Source organism: Gemmatimonadota bacterium (assembly GCA_041390105.1).
GTDB lineage: Bacteria > Gemmatimonadota > Gemmatimonadetes > Longimicrobiales > Gaopeijiaceae > JAGQIF01.
Genome location: JAWKQO010000001.1, coordinates 1,667,237 through 1,689,508, shown reverse-complemented (window position 1 = coordinate 1,689,508; position 22,272 = coordinate 1,667,237). Strand labels below are relative to the sequence as shown.

General features: G+C 68.4%; 23 protein-coding genes and 1 riboswitch. Of the genes, 16 read left to right on the top strand and 7 right to left on the bottom strand.

All coding sequences use genetic code 11. The annotated features are described in order from the left end of the window. The first annotated feature begins 19 nt into the window (after nucleotides 1-19). Both R3E10_07465 and R3E10_07460 read left to right on the top strand, forming a co-directional pair. Complete coding sequence (locus R3E10_07465; GenBank protein ID MEZ4415578.1) at nucleotides 20-1,603, top strand: fibronectin type III domain-containing protein; 1,584 nt, start codon at nucleotides 20-22, stop codon at nucleotides 1,601-1,603. A 131-nt stretch (nucleotides 1,604-1,734) separates the two neighbouring features. Beyond that, complete coding sequence (locus R3E10_07460) at nucleotides 1,735-2,316, top strand: hypothetical protein (protein MEZ4415577.1); 582 nt, start codon at nucleotides 1,735-1,737, stop codon at nucleotides 2,314-2,316. A 55-nt stretch (nucleotides 2,317-2,371) separates the two neighbouring features. On the opposite strand, the gene R3E10_07455 is transcribed toward R3E10_07460, so the two are convergent. Continuing rightward, entirely contained in the window at nucleotides 2,372-3,109 is a 738-nt protein-coding gene (locus R3E10_07455; GenBank protein MEZ4415576.1) for a response regulator transcription factor, read from the bottom strand. A 226-nt stretch (nucleotides 3,110-3,335) separates the two neighbouring features. On the opposite strand from R3E10_07455, the gene R3E10_07450 reads away from it, so the two are divergent. After that, a complete protein-coding gene (locus R3E10_07450) occupies nucleotides 3,336-3,827 on the top strand; it encodes a hypothetical protein (protein ID MEZ4415575.1) in 492 nt (163 codons plus the stop codon). A 21-nt stretch (nucleotides 3,828-3,848) separates the two neighbouring features. Here R3E10_07450 and R3E10_07445 read toward each other — a convergent pair whose 3' ends face one another. Both R3E10_07445 and R3E10_07440 read right to left on the bottom strand, forming a co-directional pair. Next, nucleotides 3,849-4,358: an SRPBCC domain-containing protein gene (locus R3E10_07445; protein MEZ4415574.1), complete on the bottom strand. Its 510-nt coding sequence runs from the start codon at nucleotides 4,356-4,358 to the stop codon at nucleotides 3,849-3,851. After that, nucleotides 4,355-4,669: a metalloregulator ArsR/SmtB family transcription factor gene (locus tag R3E10_07440; GenBank protein MEZ4415573.1), complete on the bottom strand. Its 315-nt coding sequence runs from the start codon at nucleotides 4,667-4,669 to the stop codon at nucleotides 4,355-4,357. Before R3E10_07440 ends, R3E10_07445 begins: the two co-directional genes overlap by 4 nt. 136 nt (nucleotides 4,670-4,805) lie before the next feature. On the opposite strand from R3E10_07440, the gene R3E10_07435 reads away from it, so the two are divergent. The 4 genes from R3E10_07435 to R3E10_07420 all read left to right on the top strand — a co-directional run bounded on the left by R3E10_07435 (nucleotide 4,806) and on the right by R3E10_07420 (nucleotide 9,091). After that, nucleotides 4,806-6,371, top strand: a complete 1,566-nt coding sequence (locus R3E10_07435; protein ID MEZ4415572.1) for a M20/M25/M40 family metallo-hydrolase — start codon at nucleotides 4,806-4,808, stop codon at nucleotides 6,369-6,371. A gap of 5 nt (nucleotides 6,372-6,376) precedes the next feature. After that, nucleotides 6,377-8,122 (top strand): D-aminoacylase, encoded by a 1,746-nt coding sequence (locus R3E10_07430; GenBank protein ID MEZ4415571.1) that lies wholly within the window; start codon nucleotides 6,377-6,379, stop codon nucleotides 8,120-8,122. A 6-nt stretch (nucleotides 8,123-8,128) separates the two neighbouring features. Then, nucleotides 8,129-8,557, top strand: a complete 429-nt coding sequence (locus tag R3E10_07425; protein ID MEZ4415570.1) for a hypothetical protein — start codon at nucleotides 8,129-8,131, stop codon at nucleotides 8,555-8,557. 120 nt (nucleotides 8,558-8,677) lie between these two features. Then, nucleotides 8,678-9,091, top strand: a complete 414-nt coding sequence (locus tag R3E10_07420; protein ID MEZ4415569.1) for a hypothetical protein — start codon at nucleotides 8,678-8,680, stop codon at nucleotides 9,089-9,091. Nucleotides 9,092-9,208: 117 nt separating this feature from the next. On the opposite strand, the gene R3E10_07415 is transcribed toward R3E10_07420, so the two are convergent. From R3E10_07415 to R3E10_07400, 4 genes are read right to left on the bottom strand one after another with little or no spacing between them, the layout of a single operon-like run. Further along, nucleotides 9,209-10,366, bottom strand: a complete 1,158-nt coding sequence (locus tag R3E10_07415) for a hypothetical protein (GenBank protein ID MEZ4415568.1) — start codon at nucleotides 10,364-10,366, stop codon at nucleotides 9,209-9,211. A gap of 56 nt (nucleotides 10,367-10,422) precedes the next feature. Then, nucleotides 10,423-11,226, bottom strand: coding sequence for a prepilin-type N-terminal cleavage/methylation domain-containing protein (locus R3E10_07410; GenBank protein MEZ4415567.1), 804 nt, complete (start codon nucleotides 11,224-11,226; stop codon nucleotides 10,423-10,425). Further along, nucleotides 11,223-11,639, bottom strand: coding sequence for a hypothetical protein (locus R3E10_07405; protein MEZ4415566.1), 417 nt, complete (start codon nucleotides 11,637-11,639; stop codon nucleotides 11,223-11,225). The genes R3E10_07410 and R3E10_07405 overlap by 4 nt, the downstream gene beginning before the upstream one ends. Then, on the bottom strand, nucleotides 11,636-12,097 hold the full coding sequence (locus R3E10_07400) for a hypothetical protein (protein MEZ4415565.1): 462 nt from the start codon (nucleotides 12,095-12,097) through the stop codon (nucleotides 11,636-11,638). Before R3E10_07400 ends, R3E10_07405 begins: the two co-directional genes overlap by 4 nt. Nucleotides 12,098-12,813: 716 nt before the next feature. Between R3E10_07400 and R3E10_07395 the strand changes: the two genes are divergently transcribed. The 9 genes from R3E10_07395 (at nucleotide 12,814) to R3E10_07355 (ending at nucleotide 22,216) form a co-directional block, all read left to right on the top strand. After that, the gene (locus tag R3E10_07395) at nucleotides 12,814-12,954 is read left to right on the top strand and encodes a hypothetical protein (protein ID MEZ4415564.1); all 141 of its coding nucleotides are present in this window, start codon (nucleotides 12,814-12,816) and stop codon (nucleotides 12,952-12,954) included. Nucleotides 12,955-13,089: 135 nt separating this feature from the next. After that, nucleotides 13,090-14,208 carry a calcium/sodium antiporter gene (locus tag R3E10_07390; GenBank protein MEZ4415563.1) on the top strand — a complete coding sequence of 373 codons (1,119 nt, stop codon included), beginning with the start codon at nucleotides 13,090-13,092 and terminating at the stop codon, nucleotides 14,206-14,208. A 25-nt stretch (nucleotides 14,209-14,233) separates the two neighbouring features. Continuing rightward, nucleotides 14,234-14,332: riboswitch (TPP riboswitch) on the top strand. Further along, nucleotides 14,328-16,226, top strand: a complete 1,899-nt coding sequence (gene thiC / locus R3E10_07385; protein ID MEZ4415562.1) for a phosphomethylpyrimidine synthase ThiC — start codon at nucleotides 14,328-14,330, stop codon at nucleotides 16,224-16,226. Its footprint overlaps the riboswitch before it by 5 nt. Before the next feature lie 99 nt (nucleotides 16,227-16,325). Then, nucleotides 16,326-16,931 (top strand): DinB family protein, encoded by a 606-nt coding sequence (locus R3E10_07380; GenBank protein MEZ4415561.1) that lies wholly within the window; start codon nucleotides 16,326-16,328, stop codon nucleotides 16,929-16,931. A gap of 263 nt (nucleotides 16,932-17,194) precedes the next feature. After that, complete coding sequence (locus tag R3E10_07375) at nucleotides 17,195-17,806, top strand: sulfocyanin-like copper-binding protein (GenBank protein ID MEZ4415560.1); 612 nt, start codon at nucleotides 17,195-17,197, stop codon at nucleotides 17,804-17,806. Between the two features lie 218 nt (nucleotides 17,807-18,024). Then, entirely contained in the window at nucleotides 18,025-19,917 is a 1,893-nt protein-coding gene (locus R3E10_07370; GenBank protein MEZ4415559.1) for a hypothetical protein, read from the top strand. Between the two features lies 1 nt (nucleotide 19,918). Then, on the top strand, nucleotides 19,919-20,356 hold the full coding sequence (locus tag R3E10_07365; GenBank protein ID MEZ4415558.1) for a DUF3052 domain-containing protein: 438 nt from the start codon (nucleotides 19,919-19,921) through the stop codon (nucleotides 20,354-20,356). Nucleotides 20,357-20,559: 203 nt separating this feature from the next. Further along, a complete protein-coding gene (locus R3E10_07360; protein MEZ4415557.1) occupies nucleotides 20,560-21,060 on the top strand; it encodes a sigma-70 family RNA polymerase sigma factor in 501 nt (166 codons plus the stop codon). Continuing rightward, entirely contained in the window at nucleotides 21,044-22,216 is a 1,173-nt protein-coding gene (locus tag R3E10_07355; GenBank protein ID MEZ4415556.1) for an anti-sigma factor, read from the top strand. The genes R3E10_07360 and R3E10_07355 overlap by 17 nt, the downstream gene beginning before the upstream one ends. Nucleotides 22,217-22,272: the final 56 nt, after the last annotated feature.

Genomic DNA, 22,272 nt, shown 5'->3' with positions numbered 1-22,272 from the left:
AACGGAGGAGACGTTCGGAATGTTCAGCATTGGAAGAGTCAAGCTCGTGGCGTTGGGCGTGGCTGCCGCGGTGGCGGTGGGCGCCTGCAGCGACAGCGGCACCACGCCGGATCCCCAGCCGCCGGCAGCCCCCACGGGCGTGACGGTGAGCCTGGCCAATGGTCAGGTCACGGTGGCCTGGAGCGCCTCGACGGGGGCCACCTCGTATCGGGTGCAGCGACGGGTCAGCGGCACGGGGGCGGCCTTTGCGGACGTTGCGGCCAATGTGACCGCCACGACCTACACGGACAGCGCCATCACCGCGGGCAACACCTACCAGTATCAGGTGATCGCGGTCAACGCCGACGGGAACTCCTCGGCCAGTGCTCTGGCGGAGGTGGTGGTGCCGGTGGAGAACCGGACCGCAGTGTTGAGCGGCACCATCACGGGCAACCGGCAGCTGTCAGCCGACACCGTCTACAAGCTGCAGGGCATTGTGACCGTGGAGGACGGAGGCGAGCTACACATCCCTGCAGGGACCATGCTCCAAGGTGACGTGACGGTGCAGCCCACGGCTCTGATCGTACGTGTGGGCGGCAAGATCTTTGCCGAGGGCACGGAGTCCAATCCCGTGATCTTCACCAGCTCTCGGGTCGGTGGGAGCGGCAGCAACGCGCCCACCGCCGGTGACTGGGGTGGCCTGGTCATCAACGGTGAGTCGCAGTGCAACTTCCCCGCGAGCGAGTGCGTCGGCGAGGGCAGCTCGGGTCAGTACGGGGGCAACGTCCTGGACGACGACTCGGGTGTGCTCAAGTACGCGCGCATCGAGTATGCCGGCTTCGAGGTCTCGTTCGGAAACGAGCTGAACGGCCTCACACTCAACGGCGTGGGCAGCGGGACCGAGATCCACCACGTGCAGGTGCACGAGGGACTGGACGACGGTGTGGAGTTGTTCGGCGGGACGGTGGACATCAAGTACATGATCGTCACCGACGCCTCGGACGACTCCTTCGACTGGTCCACCGGGTGGTCGGGCAATGGGCAGTACTGGATCGTGCAGCAGGATCCGGACGACGCGGACAACGGCTACGAGGTCGACGGCAACGAGGACGACTTCACCGCGACTCCGCTGACGAACCCGAACGTCTGGAACACCACGGTGGTGGGGAAGGGTGCCACGGGGACTGCCGGTGAGAGCACCACGGGCATGCTCCTGCGTCGGGGTACCGGCGGCATGGTGATGTGCGCGGTGGTGGTGGGCTTTGGCACCGCCGGGCTCGACGTGGACAACGCCGAGACCATCACCAACGGCGTGCAGGTGGGATCGACAATCCTGTTCGACAACGCGGTCAACATCTCGACCGACAGCGATGGTTTCCAGGCCACCGTGTGGGCGGCTGGAGCCGGCAACCAGGAAGCCGATCCGATGCTGGCGGATCCGTACAACCGCACGGATCCGGACTTCCGCCCCGATGCGTCGGGGCCGGCAGCGTCGGGCTGCGCGGCGCCGCCTGCGGGCAGCGGCCTGGACACGGTCGACTACATCGGCGCGGTCGAGCCGGGCGCTTCTTCGGAGTGGTATGCGGCACCCTGGACTCGTTGGGGTGATCCGAACGCGGGCTGAGCGAGGAACTCCTCTGCCGCGCTCACCGCGTGGGAGCGCCGGGTCGGCCGTACGGCTGGCCCGGCGCCTCTCTCTCCAGGGTCAGGAAGACGCGAGCTTCGTTACGTGGAGGTTCCAAGGTGAGGGTGGGCGTGCAACGCGTAGGTTCCCTCGAGGTTCGACCGAGCCGAGCCCGGCTTGCGGCCGTCTTCTGCCTGACGATCTCCGTGGTGAGTGGAGTCGGGTGCGGGCGCGAGGAGCAGAGCACCCCCAACGTAGAGCCCTTCCCGGGCTCCGCATCTTCGCTGCGAGCGCTCGGCGAGCTCGTTCTTGACGGCTTCGCTCGTGGAGACACGGTGACCCTGGCTCGCCTGCGACTGACGGCGGAGGCGCATCGGGACGTGGTTTGGCCCGAGATCACGACGGCGCAGGGGTCGGGGCTTCCGCAGGATCTGGCTTGGTCGGATCTCGAGCGCCGCAACGCGCGCGCTGTGGCGCGGAACCTCGCCTGGTTCGCATCCCGGTCTGTCGCCTTCGAGGACGTTCACTGCGAGGGCGTGTCGCGGGAGTTCCCGACGTTCCGGGTGCTCACCGATTGTTGGATCCGCTTCCGGATCGAGGGAGGTGGTCTGGGGGAGGCCGCGCTCTTCGAGGAGGTGGTGGCACGCGGGAAAGGCTACAAGGTGTTCCGCTACTCCGACGGCGGCGTACGAGCCCTCGGGAGCAGCACTTGAGGCGTGCGGACGGAGGTCGAGAGGAAGTAGGGAATACCTTGGGCGCTTGGCCGGCTCAGCGGACCGGGCCCCGGAATCGGTAGCCGAACCCCCGCACGGTTTCGATCCAGTCCCCGGCGTCGCCCAGCTTGCCGCGTAGCCGCCGGACGTGCATGTCGACCGTGCGTGTCTGGATGCGATCGGAGATGGCGGCGTCGAGATCCCAGGCTCTTTGCAGGAGCTGGCGTCGGGATTGCGTCTTCCCTGGCCGCTCCATCAGGGCTTTCAGCAGGCGGAACTCGGTGGGCGTGACGGTCAGCTCCGCTCCCTCGTATGCCACCTGGTGGGAGCTGAGGTTGAGGGCCAAGGGTCCCGATCGCAGAAGTCGCACTCCCGTATCGACCGCGGGTTCCCGAATACGCCGCAGGATGGCCTGCACGCGCAGCACCAGCTCACGCGGGCTGAAGGGCTTGGTCAGGTAGTCGTCCACGCCCAGCTCCAAGCCCTGGATGCGGTCCTCCTGTTCCTTCTTGGCGGTGAGCATCAGCACAGGGAGTGTGCCGAGGGACGGATCCGAGCGGATCTCTCGCAGCACCTCGTCGCCGGACAACTCCGGGAGCATCCGGTCCAGGACGATGAGGTCGGGCACCTCGCGCTCCACCGCGCGCAGCGCATCACGTCCAGTGGCCGCCGTCTCCACGCGATAGCCGGCGCGCGTCAGCTCGTAGGCGATGAGCGCCGCGATGTCCACCTCGTCCTCGACCACCAGGACGCGCGGACGTGGCTCGGTCCCGTTGGGGCCGGACGTGGCCAAAACCTCTGTCCTCCGACGAAGGCACACTTCTCAGGATCGGAGAAAAGGTCGGCTGGAGGGAGTAACGGTGGGGGCTGCCCCGTGTAACGACCCCGTAACCTTGTTTTGGGGATGTCCGGGTGCCGGCCCTGCCCCAGGGGGCCAGCCCCGCCGCAACGGCTACGGTGCGGAGGGTGGGCCAAGCTTGTACCATTCGACCAGGGATCCCCCTGCAGGATGGAGCCAGATGGAACGAGGGCGCGAGGTTCGGGCATTCGACTACGTCAATCGCCCCTACACCAAGGTCCGCGAAGCGCTGATGGGCGACGTGCTCGAGTTGTTTCGCACCGCCACCAAGGCGGCGGCGTCCCGAGCGCACGACGTGGCGGCGGGTCTGCACGTCAACATCGGCGGGCTCGAAGTGGGGACGCCGATCGCGATCACGGTGACCGGCTGCGAGGAGGAGGTGGGGGAGCTGGCTTCCCAGCGGCACACCCGCATCCGCCTGGAGTGGGAGGCGGCCCAGTCGCCGCGCCTGTTCCCGCTCATGAAGGGGACGCTGTCGGCCTACCCGCTCACGGCCACAGAAACCCAGCTGGATTTCGAGGGCCACTACACAGTGCCGGGCGGGCCGATCGGCGACGCCATGAATGCGCTGGTCGGGCATCGCATCGCCGAGGCCTCGGTGCACCGGTTCATGTCCGACGTTGGGGAGCACCTGCGCAAGGCGCTGGCCTGAGCGCACCGGCCTCGGCGTGAGTCAGCGACGGCGCGCCAGCAGACGACCAGCCAGATCGAACGCCAGCACGCGAAGGGTGCGGCGGCCGGCGAAGCGGTCCAGCATGTAAGCCCACCCGATCGGATACCCACGGCGTGCCTTGCGCGCCAGCGGTGCCGCCAAGCGCTCCCAGCCCGACATGGTGAGCGTCACGCGGGTGCTCTGGTCGCCGCCTTCAAAGCGCACCTCGACGTCCTGCGCTCCACCGGCCTCACGGCCCGGATGCCAGGTGAACCGTACGCGGGAAGGCGGCTCCCACACGGTCACGGTGCCCCAGACGTGCCGCTGCCCCTGGTCGTCGATTTCGGCAATCGTGCCTCCCACGCGTTCCTCGAACTCGAGTGAGCGCGCACGGGAGCCCGCCACCGAGTGGCTGTCGAGTGGCCACCAGGAGCCCATTTCGCGCGTGAAGCGGCGAAAGGCCGCTCCTGGAGGGACCGGTACGCGGGTCTCGCGCACGATCGGGGGCAGAGCGGGGGATGGGGACGTCATCGTGTCTTCCGGTGCGGGTCCTCGAACGAGTCCTGGTAGGCCTGCAGGACGTCGTCCCACATCGCTTCCAGGTAGGCCTTCAGCTCGGCCAGCCCGTCGGGCGTGGCGTGGTAGACGTGGCGCGTGCCATCGCGGCGGTGCGCCACGAGTCGCGCATCGCGGAGCACCCGCAGGTGCTGGGACACCGCGGGTTGGCTGATCCCCGCCCAACGCGTCAACTCACCCACCGCCTGGGGCCGTCGCCGCAGCCGCTCGAACAGGGAACGACGGGTCGGGTCCGCCAAGGCCGTCAACGCCTTACCATAGGTCATGACTTATATAAGTGTACACCTATGGTCCGCGCAAGCCCACCTCGCCCTCCCGCTCCCTTGCCGCGCGCCGCTTGGCGGCGCTCTGTTGGAGTCCCTCGTTCCCGTGAGTTCCTCGGGCCTTCCGGAGCCGTGCCTCATGCGCTGTCTACGCAACCTCCTCGTCGTGTCGGTGGGATTTGCATCCCTGCCCCTGTCCGGGCGGCTCGCCGCGCAGACGTTCCCCACCGACGACCCTGTCATCCGCGCGATGTGGGAGCAGGGCATGGGCGCGGGCTCCCAGGTGGAGACGCTGGCCCAGGCGCTGATGGACTCGATCGGACCCCGCCTGATGGGGTCACCCGCCTACGACGCCGCGGGCGACTGGCTGATCGAGCGCTATCGCTCCTGGGGCATCGACGCGGAGAAGCGAGCGTATGGCACCTGGAACGGATGGCAGCGCGGCTACACGCACGTCGACCTGATCGAGCCGCGCGTCCGCACCCTGAACGGGATGATGCTGGCGTGGTCTCCGGGAACGTCGGGTCCCGTGGAGGGCGCAGTCGTCGCGATTCCCGCCAGCGTGACCACCTCCGACGCCTTCGACGCCTGGCTGCCGCAGGTGCGAGGCGCCTTCGTGCTGCTTTCGTTCCCCGAGCCGACCTGCCGCCCCGATGAGAGCTGGGAGCAGTGGGCCACCGAAGCCTCGTTCGCCGCCATGAAGGAGCATCGTCAACAGGCGGCGGCAGCCTGGGCCACGCGTCTGCGATCCCTGGGGGCGGATCTGGCGGGACGGGTCGAGCGTGCCGGTGCCGCGGGGGTGCTGACCAACCGCTGGTCTGCCGGCTGGGGCGCCGACAAGATCTTCTCCAGCCAGACGACGCAGGTGCCGTCGCTGCATCTGAGCTGCGAGGACTATACGCTGCTCCATCGACTGGCGGAGCGGGGGCAGGGGCCCCGGCTGCGGGTCGACGCGCAGTCGCGCGATCTGGGCCCGGCGAGCGCCTTCAACGTGGTCGGCACCATCCCCGGGAGGGAGCGTCCCGACGAATACGTGCTGCTCTCGGCTCACCTCGACTCCTGGGACGGGGCCTCCGGCGCCACCGACAACGGGACCGGCACGATCATGATGCTGGAGGCGATGCGCATCCTGAAGCAGACCTATCCCAATCCACGGCGCACCATCGTGGTCGGGCACTGGGGAGGGGAGGAGCAGGGGCTGGTCGGCTCCACTGCGTTCGCTGCGGACCATCCTGACATCGTCTCGGGTCTGCAGGCGGCCTTCAACCAGGACAACGGCACCTGGCGCATCGACTACATCCGCATGCAGGGGTTCCTCGGGGCCGGAGCCCACTTCGGGCGTTGGCTGAGCGCGCTTCCCGGGGAGATCACCGATCAGATCGACCTGGATATCCCGGGCGTGCCGGAAACCGGCGGCAGCGACCACATGAGCTTCATCTGTGTGCCGGCAGCTGGCTTCCGGTTGCAGTCCAGCTATCCCGACTACCGGCAATACACCTGGCACACCAACCTCGACACCTACGACAAGGTCGTCTTCTCCGATCTCAAGAACAATGCGACCCTGGCAGCCATGTTGGCGTATCAGGCGTCGGAGGACCCCGAGCGCGTGCCGACCGCTCAGCGCACGCTCCCAACCAACGAACGCACAGGACAGCCTCAGACGTGGCCGCAGTGTAGGCCGCCGCGGCGCAGCCCCGGGGAGTGAAGCAGATGAGACGCGCATCGCGCTGGACCGGAACCGTCGCCGTCGTCGGCTGGGTTGCCAGCTCCTGCATGGCCACCGGGTCGACCACGGGTACGTCGACGCGACCGCAACCTCGCTCGTCAGGAGGCTACGATCTCGTCATCGAAGGCGGTCGTGTGGTGGACGGAACCGGAGCGGCCTGGTTCTACGGCGATCTGGCCATCCAGGACGACCGGATCGTCCGCATCGCTCCGCCGGGGATGTTGCGCAGTGTAGCCGCACGTGACCGCATCGACGCCACGGGGCTCGTGGTGGCTCCCGGGTTCATCGACATTCAGGGCCAATCCCAGTCCCAGACGCTTCGGGGTGACGGCCGGCTGATCAGCAAGGTCACGCAGGGCGTGACCACCGAGATCCTCGGAGAGGGATCGACGATGGCGCCGGTCAACGACCGGATCATCGAGGCCGGAGGTGTGCGGGACAGCGCGGCCGTGGCGCGCCTGCGCCGCTTCGAGGGTCCCCGCGGGTTCGACGCCTGGCTAAGGGCCATCGAAGCGCACGGGGTGTCCGCCAACATCGGCTCGTTCGTTGGCGCCAGCACCATTCGCACCTATGGGAGGGGACTGGCCATGGGCCCGGCCAGCCAAGCCGAGATGGAGGAGATGCAGGAGGCGGTCCGCAACGCCATGCGCGACGGCGCCTTCGGCCTCGCTTCCGCTCTGATCTACCCGCCCGGCAACTTCGCCACCACGGAGGAGCTGACGCTCCTGGGTCGGGCCATGGCGCCCTTCGGTGGTCTATACATCACACACATGCGCTCCGAGGCCGACCGGCTGCTGGAGGCGATCGACGAGGCGATCGAGATCGGCCGACGGGGGGGCGTGCCCGTCGAGATCTTCCACCTGAAGGCGGCGGGCAAGCGCAACTTCCCCAAGATGCGCGCGGCCATCGCCAAGATCGACTCCGCTCGAGCGGCGGGGCTGGACGTGCAGGCCGACATGTACCCGTACGCGGCCGCGGGCACCGGACTGACGGCCTGCTTTCCGCCCTGGGTGTCCGCAGACGGACGCCTGCTGCAGAACCTGAGGGACCCTCGCGTTCGCCAGCGCATTCGCGAGGAGATCCGGAGCAACGACGGCTCCTGGGAGAACCTTTGTGACCTGGCCACTCCGGAGGGAGTGATGCTGCTCGGGTTCGAGCGGGAAGGGAACCGGGGCCTGATGGGACGGCGCCTCGCCGACGTGGCCAAGATGATGGGGAGCGACTGGATCGATACTGCGATGGACCTGGTGCTCTCCGAGGAGCAGCGGATCGGCACCGTCTACTTCATGATGGACGAAGACAACGTGCGCCTCGGCCTGCAGCAACCGTGGATCAAGATCGGGACGGACGCGAGTGGGGTCGATCCGGATGCGGAAACGGGGTTGGTGCACCCTCGCGCCTACGGGACGTTCCCCCGTATCCTCGGCCGCTACGTGCGGGAGGAGGGTCTCCTCACGCTCGAGGACGCCGTGCGCAAGATGTCGTCGGCGGTGAGCACACGCCTGCGGATCCCCGATCGCGGTGTGCTGGCCGAGGGTTGGTATGCGGACGTCGTGGTGTTCGACCCGGAGACGGTGGGAGACAGGGCCACCTTCGAAGAGCCGCATCAACTGTCCACCGGGGTCCTGCATGTTCTGGTCAACGGCGTGCCCGTGGTCCGCGATGGCAGCCACACCGGGGCGACGCCGGGGCGGGCGCTGCGCGGTCCGGGTTGGACCGGCCGGCGGTGAGGACGCATGCCACAGCGTGATTTCATCCTGCGGCTCATCGAGGAGATGGGCCGTGCCCTGGCGGAGATCCGCCGTCGTATTCTCGGCGGTGAGCTCTCCGGTCCCAGGGTGCGTGAAGAGGTGGACCGGGCCCTGGTCGGGGTCGGGCTGGACCTCGACCTGGCGCTGCGCGCCTCCCCCGAGACGTTGGAGTTGATGATCGCGTCGACCGGTGAGGTGGATCCCACACGTGCGTGGGTACTGGCGGAGTCGCTGTACGTGTACGGTCTCGGGGCGGAGGCGGAGGGGCAGACCCACCTGGCTCGCACAGCCTTCGAACGGGCCCACCGGCTCTTCACGCTCTTGGCGCCTTCTGCCGCGTTCTACGGCCTGGTCGAGGCGGAAGGACGGCAGGAGGAGCTCGAGGAGCGCTTGCGGTCTCTTGCGGACGGCTGAGGCGCCCGGGGCCTGAGCCCGGCGCCCACTGGCTCCAGCCTTGCACCCGGGGACCGTGACCCGGTCCGACTCCGGGATCCGGATCCGGACCGCGTCCGGGCGCCAAGCATCCGAACGCTCATGTCGATCGTCCGCGCTGTATTGCGTTGGTACTTCCTCGAGCTGGCGACCGTCCTCGCGGTCCTTGCCGTTTTCCTGGGGTCGCCTCTGGAGCGGCTTCTTTGGATCGGAGTGGCCTTGCTGGGCGGCGTGGCGCTGGTCCACAAGCATGGCGGAGAGCGCGCGGGCGCGCGCGCCTTGAAAGCCGTGTTGGGCCTGGCGGCGCTGGCGTTGGCCCTCTTTGGCGTGGCCCTACTGGTCTTCGGAGTGGTGTTGGTTCGGGCCGGGAGCTTCGGCATCCTGGCGGGGATGGTCCTGGTGCCGATGGGGCTGTCCGTGGCGGGCCTCGGGTGGTCGGCGTTCAAGATGGCCACCACCAAGATCGATCATTCGGGGTTTTCGACCCGCCTGAACCATCTCTTCCGTCGCGCCTGACCTACGCGGGCGTCACCGCCCCCGGCGGGCTCGACAACGACAGCGACGACTCGACCCCCAGCTCAGACTCGACCGGTGGCTCAGACTCGACCGGTAGCTGAGGACTCGACCCGTAGCTCAGCTTCCTGAGAGGGACGACAGATCCACCCACCCGCGCTCCCAGAGGGGGCGGGCCCGGTTGAGCTCGCTCGCGTTGAGGATGGCACGCTCGATCGCACAGCTCGAGAAGTCGACCACCGACTGGCCGACGGCGTTCTGCTGATCGAGGTCCACGTTGCTGGCCATCACTGCCCCGTAGACGCGGTTGCCGGACCCCTGGGAATCGTACTGCCCGTGTACGATCACCAGTCCGTGGAAGAGGAAGTCTCCACGCACGGCCAGGTCACCGTCCACGAGCAGGATCCCCTGGCCGCGGCTTCCCGACTGCAGGTTGGCGCTGCCGGCCATGTAGATCACGGGAAAGTAGTTCCCGCAGGGCGCAGCCGGGTTCTCCGGGTCTCCCCAGTTCTGCATGTCTCCGAAGTCGCAGTTGCCATTGACGTCGAGCTGGGGGAAGAACTGGTTGAGCGAACCGCCCGCGTAGACCTTTGAAGCCAACGAGACCAGCTCGGCCCAGTCCATGTCGCCGAACTGGTTGAAGGTCTGGGACCCGATCCCGGCATCCTCTTGGACGGGCGGGTTGCCGGTCACCTTGCTCTTCCCGGCGTTCCCCATGGTGGAGGTGTCCTGCATCAGGACACCAGCGCGGTCGCTGAGTGGGCCGGTGCATACGCCGCCCCAGCCCGGGGGCACATGATCCTCGCCATGGACCTCGGCGCGCCCACGAACCGAGACGTTCACCGTGGTGGTGATCGCGGCGCGGGGGTCGAAGTCCGGGAGCGTCATGCGTGCGGCCAGCCCCACCCGTCGCGACGAGCCCTGGTAGAGCAGCCCGCCCTCGGTCAGGGTGCCGGTGGCATCCAGGTAATAGATCTGATCGTTGCCCTTCGTGACCGTCACCGTCCAGATCCCCATGGCCGTGGTGTCGGTCGATTGACGCGTGCCCCACTGGGGCATGGCCGCGTACTGCGCGTTGTTCCACGACCCCAGCACGTCGACGATGCCCTGCTCGGCGAGGTAGAACGCCTTGGTGGAGCGCTCTGCCGACGCGCCGATCTGCGACTCCTGCTGGACTGCGAAGAAGCCGGCGGTGGTGACGATCGTCAGTACCACCACGGCCAGCAGGGCCGCGGGAAGGACGAAGCCTCGCTCTTCAGCCAGGGTGCGTTGGGGCATGAATCGAAATCCGACGCTGGAGGTTGATGCGGGGAAGGAGATGATGTGCCCGGGCATCAGTTGCGGGCGTAGACCGTGGCGCGCAGCGAGTCGACCACCGTGATCGCGCCGGTGGCCTGCACCGGGGCGGCGGTGCGCACGAGCACGTCGATGCGCCGCACGTCGGCCGGGACTGCGGTGACGGCGCCGTTGGCGTCGAAGTACTCCAGAGTCAGCGCCGGGCCGGACGACGCGTCCAGCGGCCCCACCAGTGGGACGAAGCTGGAGGTCGAGGACCAACGACCCAGATAGGACTTGCCCGCGTACAGGCCCAGCCCGAAGGACTGCCATTCGAAGGAGCGCAGCAGGGCGCCTTCCCGGACGGAGTCCGCGGCGAAAGCGCCAGCCGCGCCGGGAAGCGAGATGCGCTGGGCCATCTGCCCGCTGCAGCTGCCCAGCGTGTCGGCAGCGCCCACGCGGCCTGCGATCCAGGTGTCGTCGAAGGCCACGTCCGGGTCGCCGTCCGCGAAGACGAACACGGAGTCGAACACCGCGAAGTGCTCTCCCACCGGAATGGCGGTGAGCTGGGGCGTGCCTCCGTAGGTGACGGCGCAGGTGATCCCGACCCGCCGCATCACGCGCACGGTGATGGAGTCGTCGTCCATGGCGATCACGTCGCCACCGACGGTGCTCAATGAACGGAATTCGGTGACGAGCACGTCGAGTCCGGCCCGCACCGACTGCGCCGCGTCCATCTGTGCCGTCTGGGTCGTGTACGCGTGTTGCTGCGTGGTCAGCGTGCCGAACAGGCCCAGGAGCAGCAATCCGCCCACCGCCGAGACAACGACCAACTCCACCAGGGAGAAGCCCCTTCGGTTCACGGCCGGATCACCTGGTAGTCGACGGTGTCGATCACGGCCATGTCCACGTAGGCCCCCGACGACCCGAACTTGAGGCCGGGGCCGGCGGTGACGATCTGGACGTCCTTCACGTAGCGGCCATTGGCCTGCACGGTCCAGTTCACGGCGAACTGACCGGCGGTGTGGCCCCCGGCGGCCAGGGAGTCGAAGTCGAAGGAGCGAACCTCCTCCACGGCCGAGATCAGCGCGGCGTTCCGCTCGGTCTTCAGCGCGGCCAGCGTCGTCTGCCGCTGCAGCCCCGCCGTCATGGCGGCCATGCCCAGCGTGCCGAACGCGAAGAAAACGATTCCCACGGTGAGCTCCACCAGGGAGAAGCCGCGCTCACCCCGCAGGGAAGCGTCGGCGGTCGGGTCCATCGGTTGATGCGCCTTCATGATCCGAGAATCTGGCCGAGAGGAAGAACCTGGATCGCCGAAGACGCGCCACCCCGCTGGAACAGGATGGTCATCACGGCGTTCGTCCCACAGGTGGGGTCGGCCACGCCCCGTGGGGTCATACAGATCACGACCGGTACGTTGGTCTGGACGTCCACGGCCAGCTCGGAGTCGAAGGCGAAGCCCTCCACCCGCTGGGTGCCTCGCACGATCCAGGCGCTGTCCCCGGCAGCATCGAGTCGGAGGACGGCGTCCTCTCCCCGCTCGATCGCCTGGGCGCGGGTCCGCGCCACCAGACCACGGAAGGCCTGCTCGGCCGAGCGTAGCGCGGTGCGTTCCTGCACCGGGCTGAGCGAGCGAACCGTCATGGAGAGAAGGACCAACCCGATCGAGACCGCGGTGAGGGTTTCCATCACCGTGAAGCCACCGCGACCGTGCACTGCGCGACTCAAGCTCATATCCACCCTGCTGACCGTGTTGAAGACCGGCTCCCGGGGGGGGATCCAACGAACCGGAACTCTGGGGCTGTGTGGTCCGCCCTGACGTGGCGGCCCGTATGGGGTCGTGCACCCTGCGACATCTGTGCCGCAGCATGCCACACCGTGGCGCGGAGCCCACACTGCGGGACGACGAGCCTGAGCCGGTCCGAAGTGCTGATTTCACCGCGAGTTGAGGCTTGCCCGCCCGGGTCCGCTCCGAATCCTCGCGCGAGGTGTTGCGTGGCACGGCCAGGGTGGACCGCTACGAAGTATCCGGCGCGGGAACAGACGATGCCGAGGAAACAGATGGCGGTGATGCGCCGACTCGCCGAACCCGAGGTCGGTTGTTCGACCTGGGGCTCGGCCTTCCAGGACCGCCCTGCCGAGCCGGAGCGTGGATTCCGTTCGGGATGCCCCCGACCGGGGCATGAGGGAACCCGCAGGGAGGCGCCAGCATTCCCTACGGTAGGCCGCCTCGAGGCAACCCTGGGCAGGGCCCATCGATCCAAGCACAGGACGGGCGCTGCCCGGTCGGGCCCCGAGCGAGATTGGGTCGAGTGAGTTGCCAAGGGGCTGAAACCGGCGGCGCAGGTCGAACGTAGGAAGGGATGCATCGTCGGGTCATCCGAGGCGGACGAAGATGCGGACGCGGCGGATGGAACTGGAACCTGATGCGAGGGGCGGGGAGGAGGACGATGAAGACTGAAGACCGAATCCGGTACCTGCTTCGCGCGGCCGGCCGTGCCGAGGGTGAAGGAAACGCCCGTGCGGCGAATGCGCTTCGGCGGATGGCCCGCGATGTACTCCCTCTGGAGGTGGGACCGCTCGATCGCTGAGCGTCCACAGGAGGGCGGCGGTTCCGGAGTTCCCGGAGCGGCTGATCTGGAACGGCCCCGGTTTGCGCCGGGGCCGTTCGTCTTCTCCTCGGGAACCCCGGAAAGAACAGGCGCGTACCGGGGTATCTCGGCGCCATGCATGCGGCCTTCGTTCTGCTGGGTGCCGGACTGCTGGTGTTGGTGGCCGGAGCGGAGCTCCTGGTGCGCGGCGCCAGCCGCCTCGCCGCGTCGTTCGGGATCAGCCCCCTGGTCATCGGACTCACGGTCGTGGCGTTCGGCACCAGCGCCCCGGAGCTCGCCGTCAATCTGCAGGCGGCCTGGGCCGGCCAGGGAAGCGTGGGCCTGGGCAACGTCCTCGGCAGCAACGTCTTCAACACCCTGCTCATTCTCGGACTGGCCGCGACGGTCACGCCGCTGCGAGTCCAGGCCAGCCTCGTGCGTTTCGAGGTCCCTCTGACCCTGGTCGCCTCGGTGGGTGCGTATGCACTGGCTGTGGACGGAGTTCTCACGCGGGGGGACGGCATCCTCCTGTTGATGGGGATGGCCGGCTATTCCTTGTTCCTGCTCGGGTCCCCAGACGGAGCACCCACGCCGGCCGCCCCGACCTCCGCTCCCGGAGGTGCCGGGGCCCCGGAGGGAAGCACGCCGCTGCCCCCGCCCACCCCCTCGCCCCGGCGGGCCGTGCCCTGGACCAGCCTGGCGTCGGTGCTGGTCGGCCTGGGCCTCCTCGTGGGGGGATCCCGCGCTCTGGTTGCCGGTGCCGTCGACATCGCCGGAGCCTGGGGCGTGAGCCCGCTCCTGGTGGGGCTGACCATCGTCGCGGGCGGGACGTCGCTACCGGAACTCGCGACCTCGGTCGTGGCGAGCCTGCGGGGGCAGGTCGACATCGCGGTCGGAAACGTCCTGGGAAGCAACCTCTTCAACCTGCTCTTCGTGCTCGGCTCCACCGCCGTCGTGGGCGGAGGCGGTGTGCAGGTGCCGGAGGGCGTGTTGCAGTTCGACTTCCCGGTGCTGTTGGGAGTGGCTCTGGCCTGCTTTCCGATCTTCCTGACGAGGCTCGAGATCTCTCGACGCGAGGGGGTGTTGTTCGTCATCTACTACGGCATCTACCTCGCCTACCTGGTGCTGGACGCGAGCGGCCACGCCATGCTCGGTGGGTACCGGGCAGCGCTCGGGTTCTTCGTGTTGCCCCTCACCGCCCTGGTCCTCGCGTTCACCCTGCTCCGTGGCCTGCGCGACAGGGACGCGCACTGACGCGATCGCCGCCAGCGTGGTACGTTGCAGACGCTGGGGGTGCCCCGGAGGGCCCGGGGCTGAGATCAGACCCTTCGAACCTGACCCGGCTCGTACCGGCGTAGGGAAGCGAGGCCCGCATGTCCCGCGATTCCGCAGTCCACGAGCGCGTCCACGAGCTCAACGACGAGGTGACGCGTCCATTCCCGCGGTCCAGGAAGATCCACGTCCCTGGAAGCCGCTCCGATCTTCAGGTTCCCATGCGTGAGGTCACGCTGGACCCGACGCCGTCGTCGTTCGGCGCGGAGGTCAACCCTCCGGTCACGCTCTACGACACGTCGGGTCCCTACACCGATCCCCGGACGACCGTCGATCTGACGCGGGGTCTCGATCCGGTGCGGAGCATCTGGATCGATGAGCGAGATGACACGGAGCACCTGCAGGGACCGACCTCCCGCTACGGCCGCGAGCGGGCAGAGGATCCCGACGCCCAGGCGCTGCACTTCTCGCTGCGCCGGGATCCGCGCCGGGCCAGGGCGGGCCGCCGGGTCACACAGATGCACTACGCTCGCCAGGGCATGGTGACGCCGGAGATGGAGTACATCGCCATCCGGGAAAACCAGCGCGCGGAGGAGCTGCGCGCCCAACTTGCCGGCACGCAGGGTGGGACTCGACTCCTGGCACAGCATCCAGGTCAGCCGTTCGGAGCGCGGATTCCATCGGTGATCACCCCGGAGTTCGTGCGCGACGAAGTCGCGCGCGGGCGTGCGATCATTCCGGCCAACATCAACCACACCGAGTTGGAGCCGATGATCATCGGCCGCAACTTCAAGGTGAAGATCAACGCCAACATCGGGAACTCGGCTGTCACGTCCTCGATCGCCGAGGAGGTGGAGAAGATGGTGTGGGCCATCCGTTGGGGCGCGGATACCCTGATGGATCTCTCCACGGGCCGGAATATCCATGAGACGCGCGAGTGGATTCTCCGGAACTGCCCCGTGCCGGTGGGCACCGTGCCGATCTACCAGGCGCTCGAAAAGGTCGGCGGCGTCCCGGAGGCGCTGACCTGGGAGATCTTCCGCGACACGCTCATCGAGCAAGCCGAGCAGGGGGTCGACTACTTCACGATCCACGCTGGCGTGCTCTTGCGGTTCATTCCCCTCACCGCCGAACGGACCACGGGAATCGTCTCGAGGGGCGGCTCCATCATCGCGAAATGGTGTCTGGCCCATCACCAGGAGAACTTCCTCTACACGCACTGGGACGATATCTGCGAGATCATGGCCGCGTACGATGTATCCTTCTCCATCGGAGACGGCCTGCGCCCTGGATCGATTGCGGACGCCAACGACGAAGCCCAGTTCGCCGAGCTGAAGGCGCAGGGGGAACTGACGCGCCGTGCCTGGGAGCACGATGTCCAGGTCATGAACGAAGGCCCCGGCCATGTGCCCATGCACATGATCCAGGAGAACATGACCAAGCAGCTCGAGTGGTGCGACGAGGCGCCGTTCTATACCCTGGGGCCCCTGACCACCGACATCGCGCCCGGGTACGACCACATCACGTCGGGGATCGGTGCGGCCATGATCGGATGGTACGGCACGGCGATGCTCTGCTACGTGACGCCCAAGGAGCATCTCGGACTTCCCGACAAGCACGACGTGCGCGAGGGCATCGTCACGTACCGCATCGCGGCGCACGCGGCCGATCTGGCCAAGGGACATCCAGGAGCCCAGATCCGCGACAACGCCCTCTCCAAGGCGCGCTTCGAGTTCCGCTGGAACGACCAGTTCAACCTGAGCCTGGATCCGGAGCGCGCGCGACAATTCCACGACGCTACGCTTCCCAAGGAATCATCCAAGGTCGCCCACTTCTGTTCCATGTGTGGGCCCAAGTTCTGCTCGATGCGCATCACGCAGGACGTACGGGAGTATGCTCGGGCCAAAGGCATGGAGACGGTCGATGCCATCGAGGCCGGTCTGAGGGAGAAGGCCGAGGAGTTCGTGGTCACGGGTGCGGAGATCTACCGGGACGTCTGAGGCGGTCAGGTGAGCCGGGCACTCTTCGGGGGCTGCAACGGTTTCCGTCGAGGGTCGTACGATACCATTCCACGTGTGTTGCCCTGAACCGGAGGAACCATGCGCGAGATCGGTGCACGAGAGGCGAGCGGGTGGGCGGCGTTGTTGGTGTCGCTGGGCATGGTTGCCTGTGGTTCCGCCGACGGACAGTCCGCGGAGCCGGCGTCGTCGACGACCGCCGCCGAGGCCTTCGATCCCATGGCGGACATGGAACAAGCCGTGGCGCAGGTCGAGCAGAAGCTGGTGGCGCTCGCGGAGGCGATGACCGAAGAGCAGTACGCCTGGCGGCCGATGGAAGGCGTGCGCTCGGCCGGTGAGGTCTTCATGCATGTGGCCGCCGACAACTACTTCCTGACGTTGCCCGCCGGCGTCGAGGCGCCCGCTTCCACCGGTATCACCCTGGACTACGGCGCGACGGTGGTGCCCTACGAGACGCGGTCCGCCACTCGCGCGGAGATCATCGCCGACCTGAAAGCCAGCTTCGCGCATCTCCGGGCCGCGATGAACGAGAGTGCGGCCGAGCCCAACCGCGAGATCGACCTGTTCGGTCGCAGCAGCACGGTGGGCGGCCTTTGGGTGGCGACCACCACCCACATGCACGAGCACCTGGGCCAGGCCATCGCGTATGCCCGGGCCAACCATGTCGTTCCCCCGTGGAGCGGCTGAGCCGCGCGGGCGGTTCCGCCGGCCCCTGATGCGAGCCCCGGTCCGTTGGCCGGACGTGGAAACGCCGTAGGCGGAGCAGCGCGGGACCGCCGGGAGAGCCGGCGCGTAGGGGATTCCACCGGGACCGGTACCGGCCGGGAAGGCTCTTGGCTAGCTTATGGGGCTGCGGGCATGCTGGCAGGGAGCCCGGAGTTCCGTCCGGAGGTTAGCGGGCCCCCGGAGGTCGGATCGTAAGCCGCAAACTCAGCACAGGAAGACCAACCATGAAGCGTCTCGCTCTTCTCTCTGCTTTCGCCTTCGCCCTCGCCGGCACCGCGTGCGGCGGATCGGAGTCCGGCGGGTCAGAAGCCGCTGGCGGTGGTGAGCAGGCCGCGCCGATGGAGCATGAAATGCCCGCCGCTGGTGAGCAGATGGCGGAAGCCCCCATGGGTGAGCTGATGACTCCCGAGTGGTTCCAGATGGACGGCTCGAACGTCACGCTCGACATCACGGCGGGTGCCACCAACGCGCAGAACTACTGGAACTTCAACGGCTTCCTCGGTGGTCACGGCGAGATCGTCGTGCCGGCGGGGTCGCATGTCACGATCAACTTCAAGAACGACGATCCCAACATGGCGCACAGCCTGGGGATCGAGGCCTGGCGCGACTCCATGATGGGTGCCATCACGCCCAATCCGGTGTTCGCTGGCGCGGTCTCCACCAACCCGGGCTCCCTGACGGACGCCACGATGCCCGGCCAGTCCGAGGTCATCACCTTCACGGCCGAGACGGCTGGCAAGTACCAGATGCTCTGCTACATCCCCGGCCATGCCCAGATCGGTATGTGGGTGGCCTTCACGGTCTCGTCGGACGGTTCGGCCGGCGTGCGCCAGTAGACTCCCGCGTCCTCGGACGCGCACGGCGCCCCGGTCGCATTCGCGGCCGGGGCGTTCGTCGTTCAGGGGCCGGTTGCCGAGCCGGCCCGAGCCTCCGCGTGGGACCTGCGCGGTGGCCCGCTGGACGGGTGGGCTAACGGGACCCGCCCCATGGCGGTCGTGTATCTGACGCAGCGACCGCGGCACGCGGTCCCACGCTCAGGGTCGGAGGAGGTGGCATGGTGGCAGGGGCAGGGTGGCGTCGGGCGTGGCGGGCCTCCGTCCTGGGCCTCTTGGTGGCAGCACACCCGTCCCCGTCGCTGGCGCAGGAGAACGGATCGGCTCACGCGGACTCCCTGGTCGCTGCAGCCCACCAGGCACAGATCGAGTTCGAGTCGTTCCGGGAGAGTCGCATCCCGCCAGAGGTCCGCGGCGGTGGCGGCTTCTGCGACGAAATGGTCGGACGCCTCTGCCTGCGTCATGGCGGCGACGAGTCACCCCTCGACGACGAGCCGCCCGCGGTCACGCTCCAACGCAACCAACTCCTCAGCATCCTCTTCGGAGCGTACCGCGCGGCTCCGGACGCATGGCTCCTCGGGCAGATCGTCTTCTACCTCGGGGAGACCCAGGCCTGGCAGCGCGCCGCGCTGCTCACCGATGACTGTGAGATCCCCGAGGTCTGGTGGTGCGGCGCGTTGAAGGGTGTGGTGCTGCAGGGGATGGGCAGCACGGTCGAGTCGCTTGCCACCTTCGAGCGAGCGCTGACCCAGATGCCCGCGGATACCGCCGCCTGGTTCCGCTCGACTCGCTTCTTGCTGGATGAGGATGCGCGCAAGGCGCTGGACGGCGACGAGGCCGGCCGTGCGACCTTCGAGCAGACGTTCTGGCTGCTCGCCGATCCGCTCTTCCTCGAGCCCGGCAACGACAGGCTCGCCGAGCATTACGCGCGCAAGGCGGTCGTGTTGATCCGTCGCAACGCGGCCAACCCGTTCGGCCTGGATTGGGAGGAGGACCTGGAGGAGCTCACCACGCGCTACGGTCCCGAGGTGGGTTGGGAGCGGGGGCGGGGCCTGGTGCCGGGGCAGCAGGGGCTGGCCGCCGACGACCGCTACGTGATCGGCCGCCACCACCCCAAGAGCGCGCAGTATGTGCCACCGGGGCGCTACCTCGAACATCCCACCGAGATCCCGGCAGACGAGTGGACGATCGAGCAGCGGAAGCCCCGCACCGGCTATGCGCCGCGCTACGCTCCGGACATCGATCCGTTGTACTCGCAGGTCGCCCGCTTCCGCCGAGGCGATTCCTTGCTGGTGGTGGCGGCCTGGCAGCCCGGTGAGGATGCCCAACCCGCTCCGGTGGCGCAGGCACCGCGGAGAGGGCCGCCGGCACGCGGACAACGGGCCCCCGCGCCCAGCCCCTTCGAGCGTTCGGATCCCTTCCGTTCCGACGGGCAGGACGGCGCCGCCGCGGCGACGGACAGCTCGCCCGCCGGTCTGGCGCGCGCGGGAGAGCTCAGCGTGCAGACCGGTTTCTTCGTGCTGCGCCCCGATGGAGAGCCGGAGCTCGAACTACGCGGATCCTCGGCCGTCGGAGCCCTCACTGCGGAGGTCCCCAACGGCGAGTACATCCTCGGGATGGAGGTGTTGAGTCCAGGGACCCGTTACGCGTGGCGCGCGCGGCAGGGACTCAGTCAGATCTCCATCCTGCCCGATCTCGCGGCGGCCTCCGATCTGCTCGTTCTGGACGGCGAAGGAGGACTCCCCGGTTCAGTGGCGGAGGCGGCAGCGCGCGCGCTTCCGGGGGTCCGGGTGCGATCGGGCCAGCGGATCACGTTGGCTTGGGAGGTCTACAACCTCCGCCCCGGGGATCGCGCGCAGGTCACGGTAGGCGTCACTCAGGGGCGGCCGAGCTTGCTGCGCCGCGCGGGTGAGTTCCTGCGCATCCTGGAGCCCGACGTCCCGCTGGTCGTCTCCTTCGAGGACGCCGGCCCCGACGAGCTGGGCACCATCTTCCGCACGGTGGCCCTTTCCCTGCCCGAGTTGGAGCCGGGAGACTACACGCTGCATGTCGAGATCACGCTGATCGGTCGCGCCCCCATGGTGCTGAGCCGCCGCGTGGTGGTGACGGGCTGACGTGCCGCCGGTCGGCTACTCCGGCACGCCCCTGGCGCGTAAGCTGGGGCTCAAGGCGGGTCAGCGCGTGGCGGTGGTGCGCCCGCCCGACCATCTGGAGGACTTGCTGCGGGACCGCCCGGAGCCTCTTCCCCTGCTGCGCTTCTCGACGCGCGGCGCCCGCTATGATCAGCTGCTGCTGTTCGCGCGGGACCGGAGAAGCCTGGAGCGCGACCTGCCTCCAGCAGCGGATCGAGTGGACGTGGATGGTTCGATCTGGGTGTGCTGGCCCAAGAAATCCTCATCCCTGTTTCGGGACCTGACCGAGGACGGCGTGCGGGAGCAGGTCTTTCCGCTCGCGCTGGTCGACATCAAGGTCTGCGCGGTGGACGCCGACTGGTCGGGGCTGAAGGTCGTCTATCGCAAGGAAGAGCGCCCGCGCATCCGGGCCTCCCGTTGAAGCGGGGTCGCCGATCCACTCACTGAGCCACGGGCGTCCCCCCCGGGCTGGTGGCGCCGGTCTCGATACGGGATCGCCGAGGGTGTGCAAGGCGGCCCGTCTCGATCGTCCTCCCCTGTGAAGAGCGACAGGTTTCGGCTCAACAGGTGCCGGGTGGTGTAGGGAGAGACCCAAGGATTGCCTGACCAGGAGCGTGCACCGGTTTGGACTGGGCAGATCTCTACCGAGCGGTCTTTCCCGACCTGGTCCGGTATCTCCACCGGAAGGTCTGGGACGAAGAGCGTGCGCACGAGCTGGCGCAGGAGGTCTTCGTGCGGGCCCTGCGCGAAGAACCCGAGCGCCCGCGCGCCTGGCTCTTCACGGTGGCGGCCAACCTGGCTCGGGACGAGATCCGGACCGTGGTCCGCAGGAAGAAGCACCTCACCTTGCTCAAGGGAGAGATGGAGACGCAGACGGTCGGCAACGACCCGGACAGCGTGTTGGAGCGTTCCCAGCGGAACCTCGATGTCCGCGCCGCGCTCGAGTCGTTGAGTGAGCGCGATCGCGAGATCCTGTTGCTCTGGGACGCGGGGTTCGGGTATGGCGAGATCGCCGAGCAGACGGGTCTGGCGCCCGGTGCCATCGGAACCACGTTGGCGCGGGCGCGCAGGCGACTGGTAGAGGCCTATCAGGGGCGGGAAGAGAGCGATGTCGCACATCCCTGAAGGAGAGTTGCACGCGTATCTGGATGGCTCCCTGGACCACCTGGGGGACGAGGCCTCGGAGCGGATCCGTGCCCACCTGGAGCGCTGTTCCTCCTGCCGAGCTCGTCTCGAGGACGAGCGCGTTCTCCGGGCGCGCGCCGAGTCCTTGCTCGGACAGACAGCGCCCCGCCGGCTGGATCCGCCGTCTTTCGAGGAGCTGCGCCTGCGCGCTCTGCGTCCCCCCGAGTCCGGAGAGGACGGATCTCCGCCAGCAACGAGGCGACGTGGACCGGGCGTGCCCTGGGGATTGGCGTGGGCGGCCTCCATCCTGTTGGCGCTCGGTGTTGGGTGGGCCGGTCGGGGCGCCTTCTTCGGCGAGGCACGGACCCTCGCCAGCGCCGTTCGCCCCGAGATGGATAGGAGGGCCGAGGCCCTGGAGGAGGCTCCGACTGCGTTCAGCGAGGCACGCCCGGGCGTCGTCGACGAACAGGGCGCGACTGCCGAACCGGTGGCTGACGCAACGCCGCGTCGCGTGGTGGAGGAGGAGCGCCAGGCCGCCGCCGCCAGAGAAGGGGCACCAGCCGCGACGGAGCGGTTGGACGCGACCGTCCCGGCCGTCCAGCTGGCGGACGCCAACCGTGCTGCCGAGGCGGCCCCGCCCAGCGACGCGCTGCTCCGCACGCAGAAGCCCGAGCCGTCAGCGGCCGCGGCGCCTCCACCCGCCACTCCGCAGCCCGTGGGCAGCGCGAGCGCCGGGGCCAGCGTGCCCGCGGAGACAGAGTCTGCACCGGGCCGCAGGGCGCCCGCGGCAGAGGCGACCCGGGACGCGACGGCCTATCGCCAGAGAGAGAAGGAGGAGGATGCCCTGGCGGTCCCGGGCTTCGAGATCCTCGCGATCGAACCCGATGCGGGGGTGCCCGGTCAGCCGGGCCTTCGTATCCTGCAGCGGCTCCATCAAGGAGATACGCTCGAGCTTCGCTACTTCGGGTTGCTCACCACCGGCGATGCTACGCTGGGCACCAACGAGCGCGAACGGATCTCGATGCGTGATCTTCCCAATCCGCCCTTGAAAGCGGGATGGAACCAGGTCGTGCTCAGGCGCGGGAACGGCTGGTTGGTGGCACGGGCTCCCATCAGCAAGGAGTCACTCGAGTTCCTGCTGCGTGTGCTCAACTAGGTTCCTGCTGCGTATGCTCCACCAGGGCCACCGGGACGCTGTCCAAGGCGGCGTCC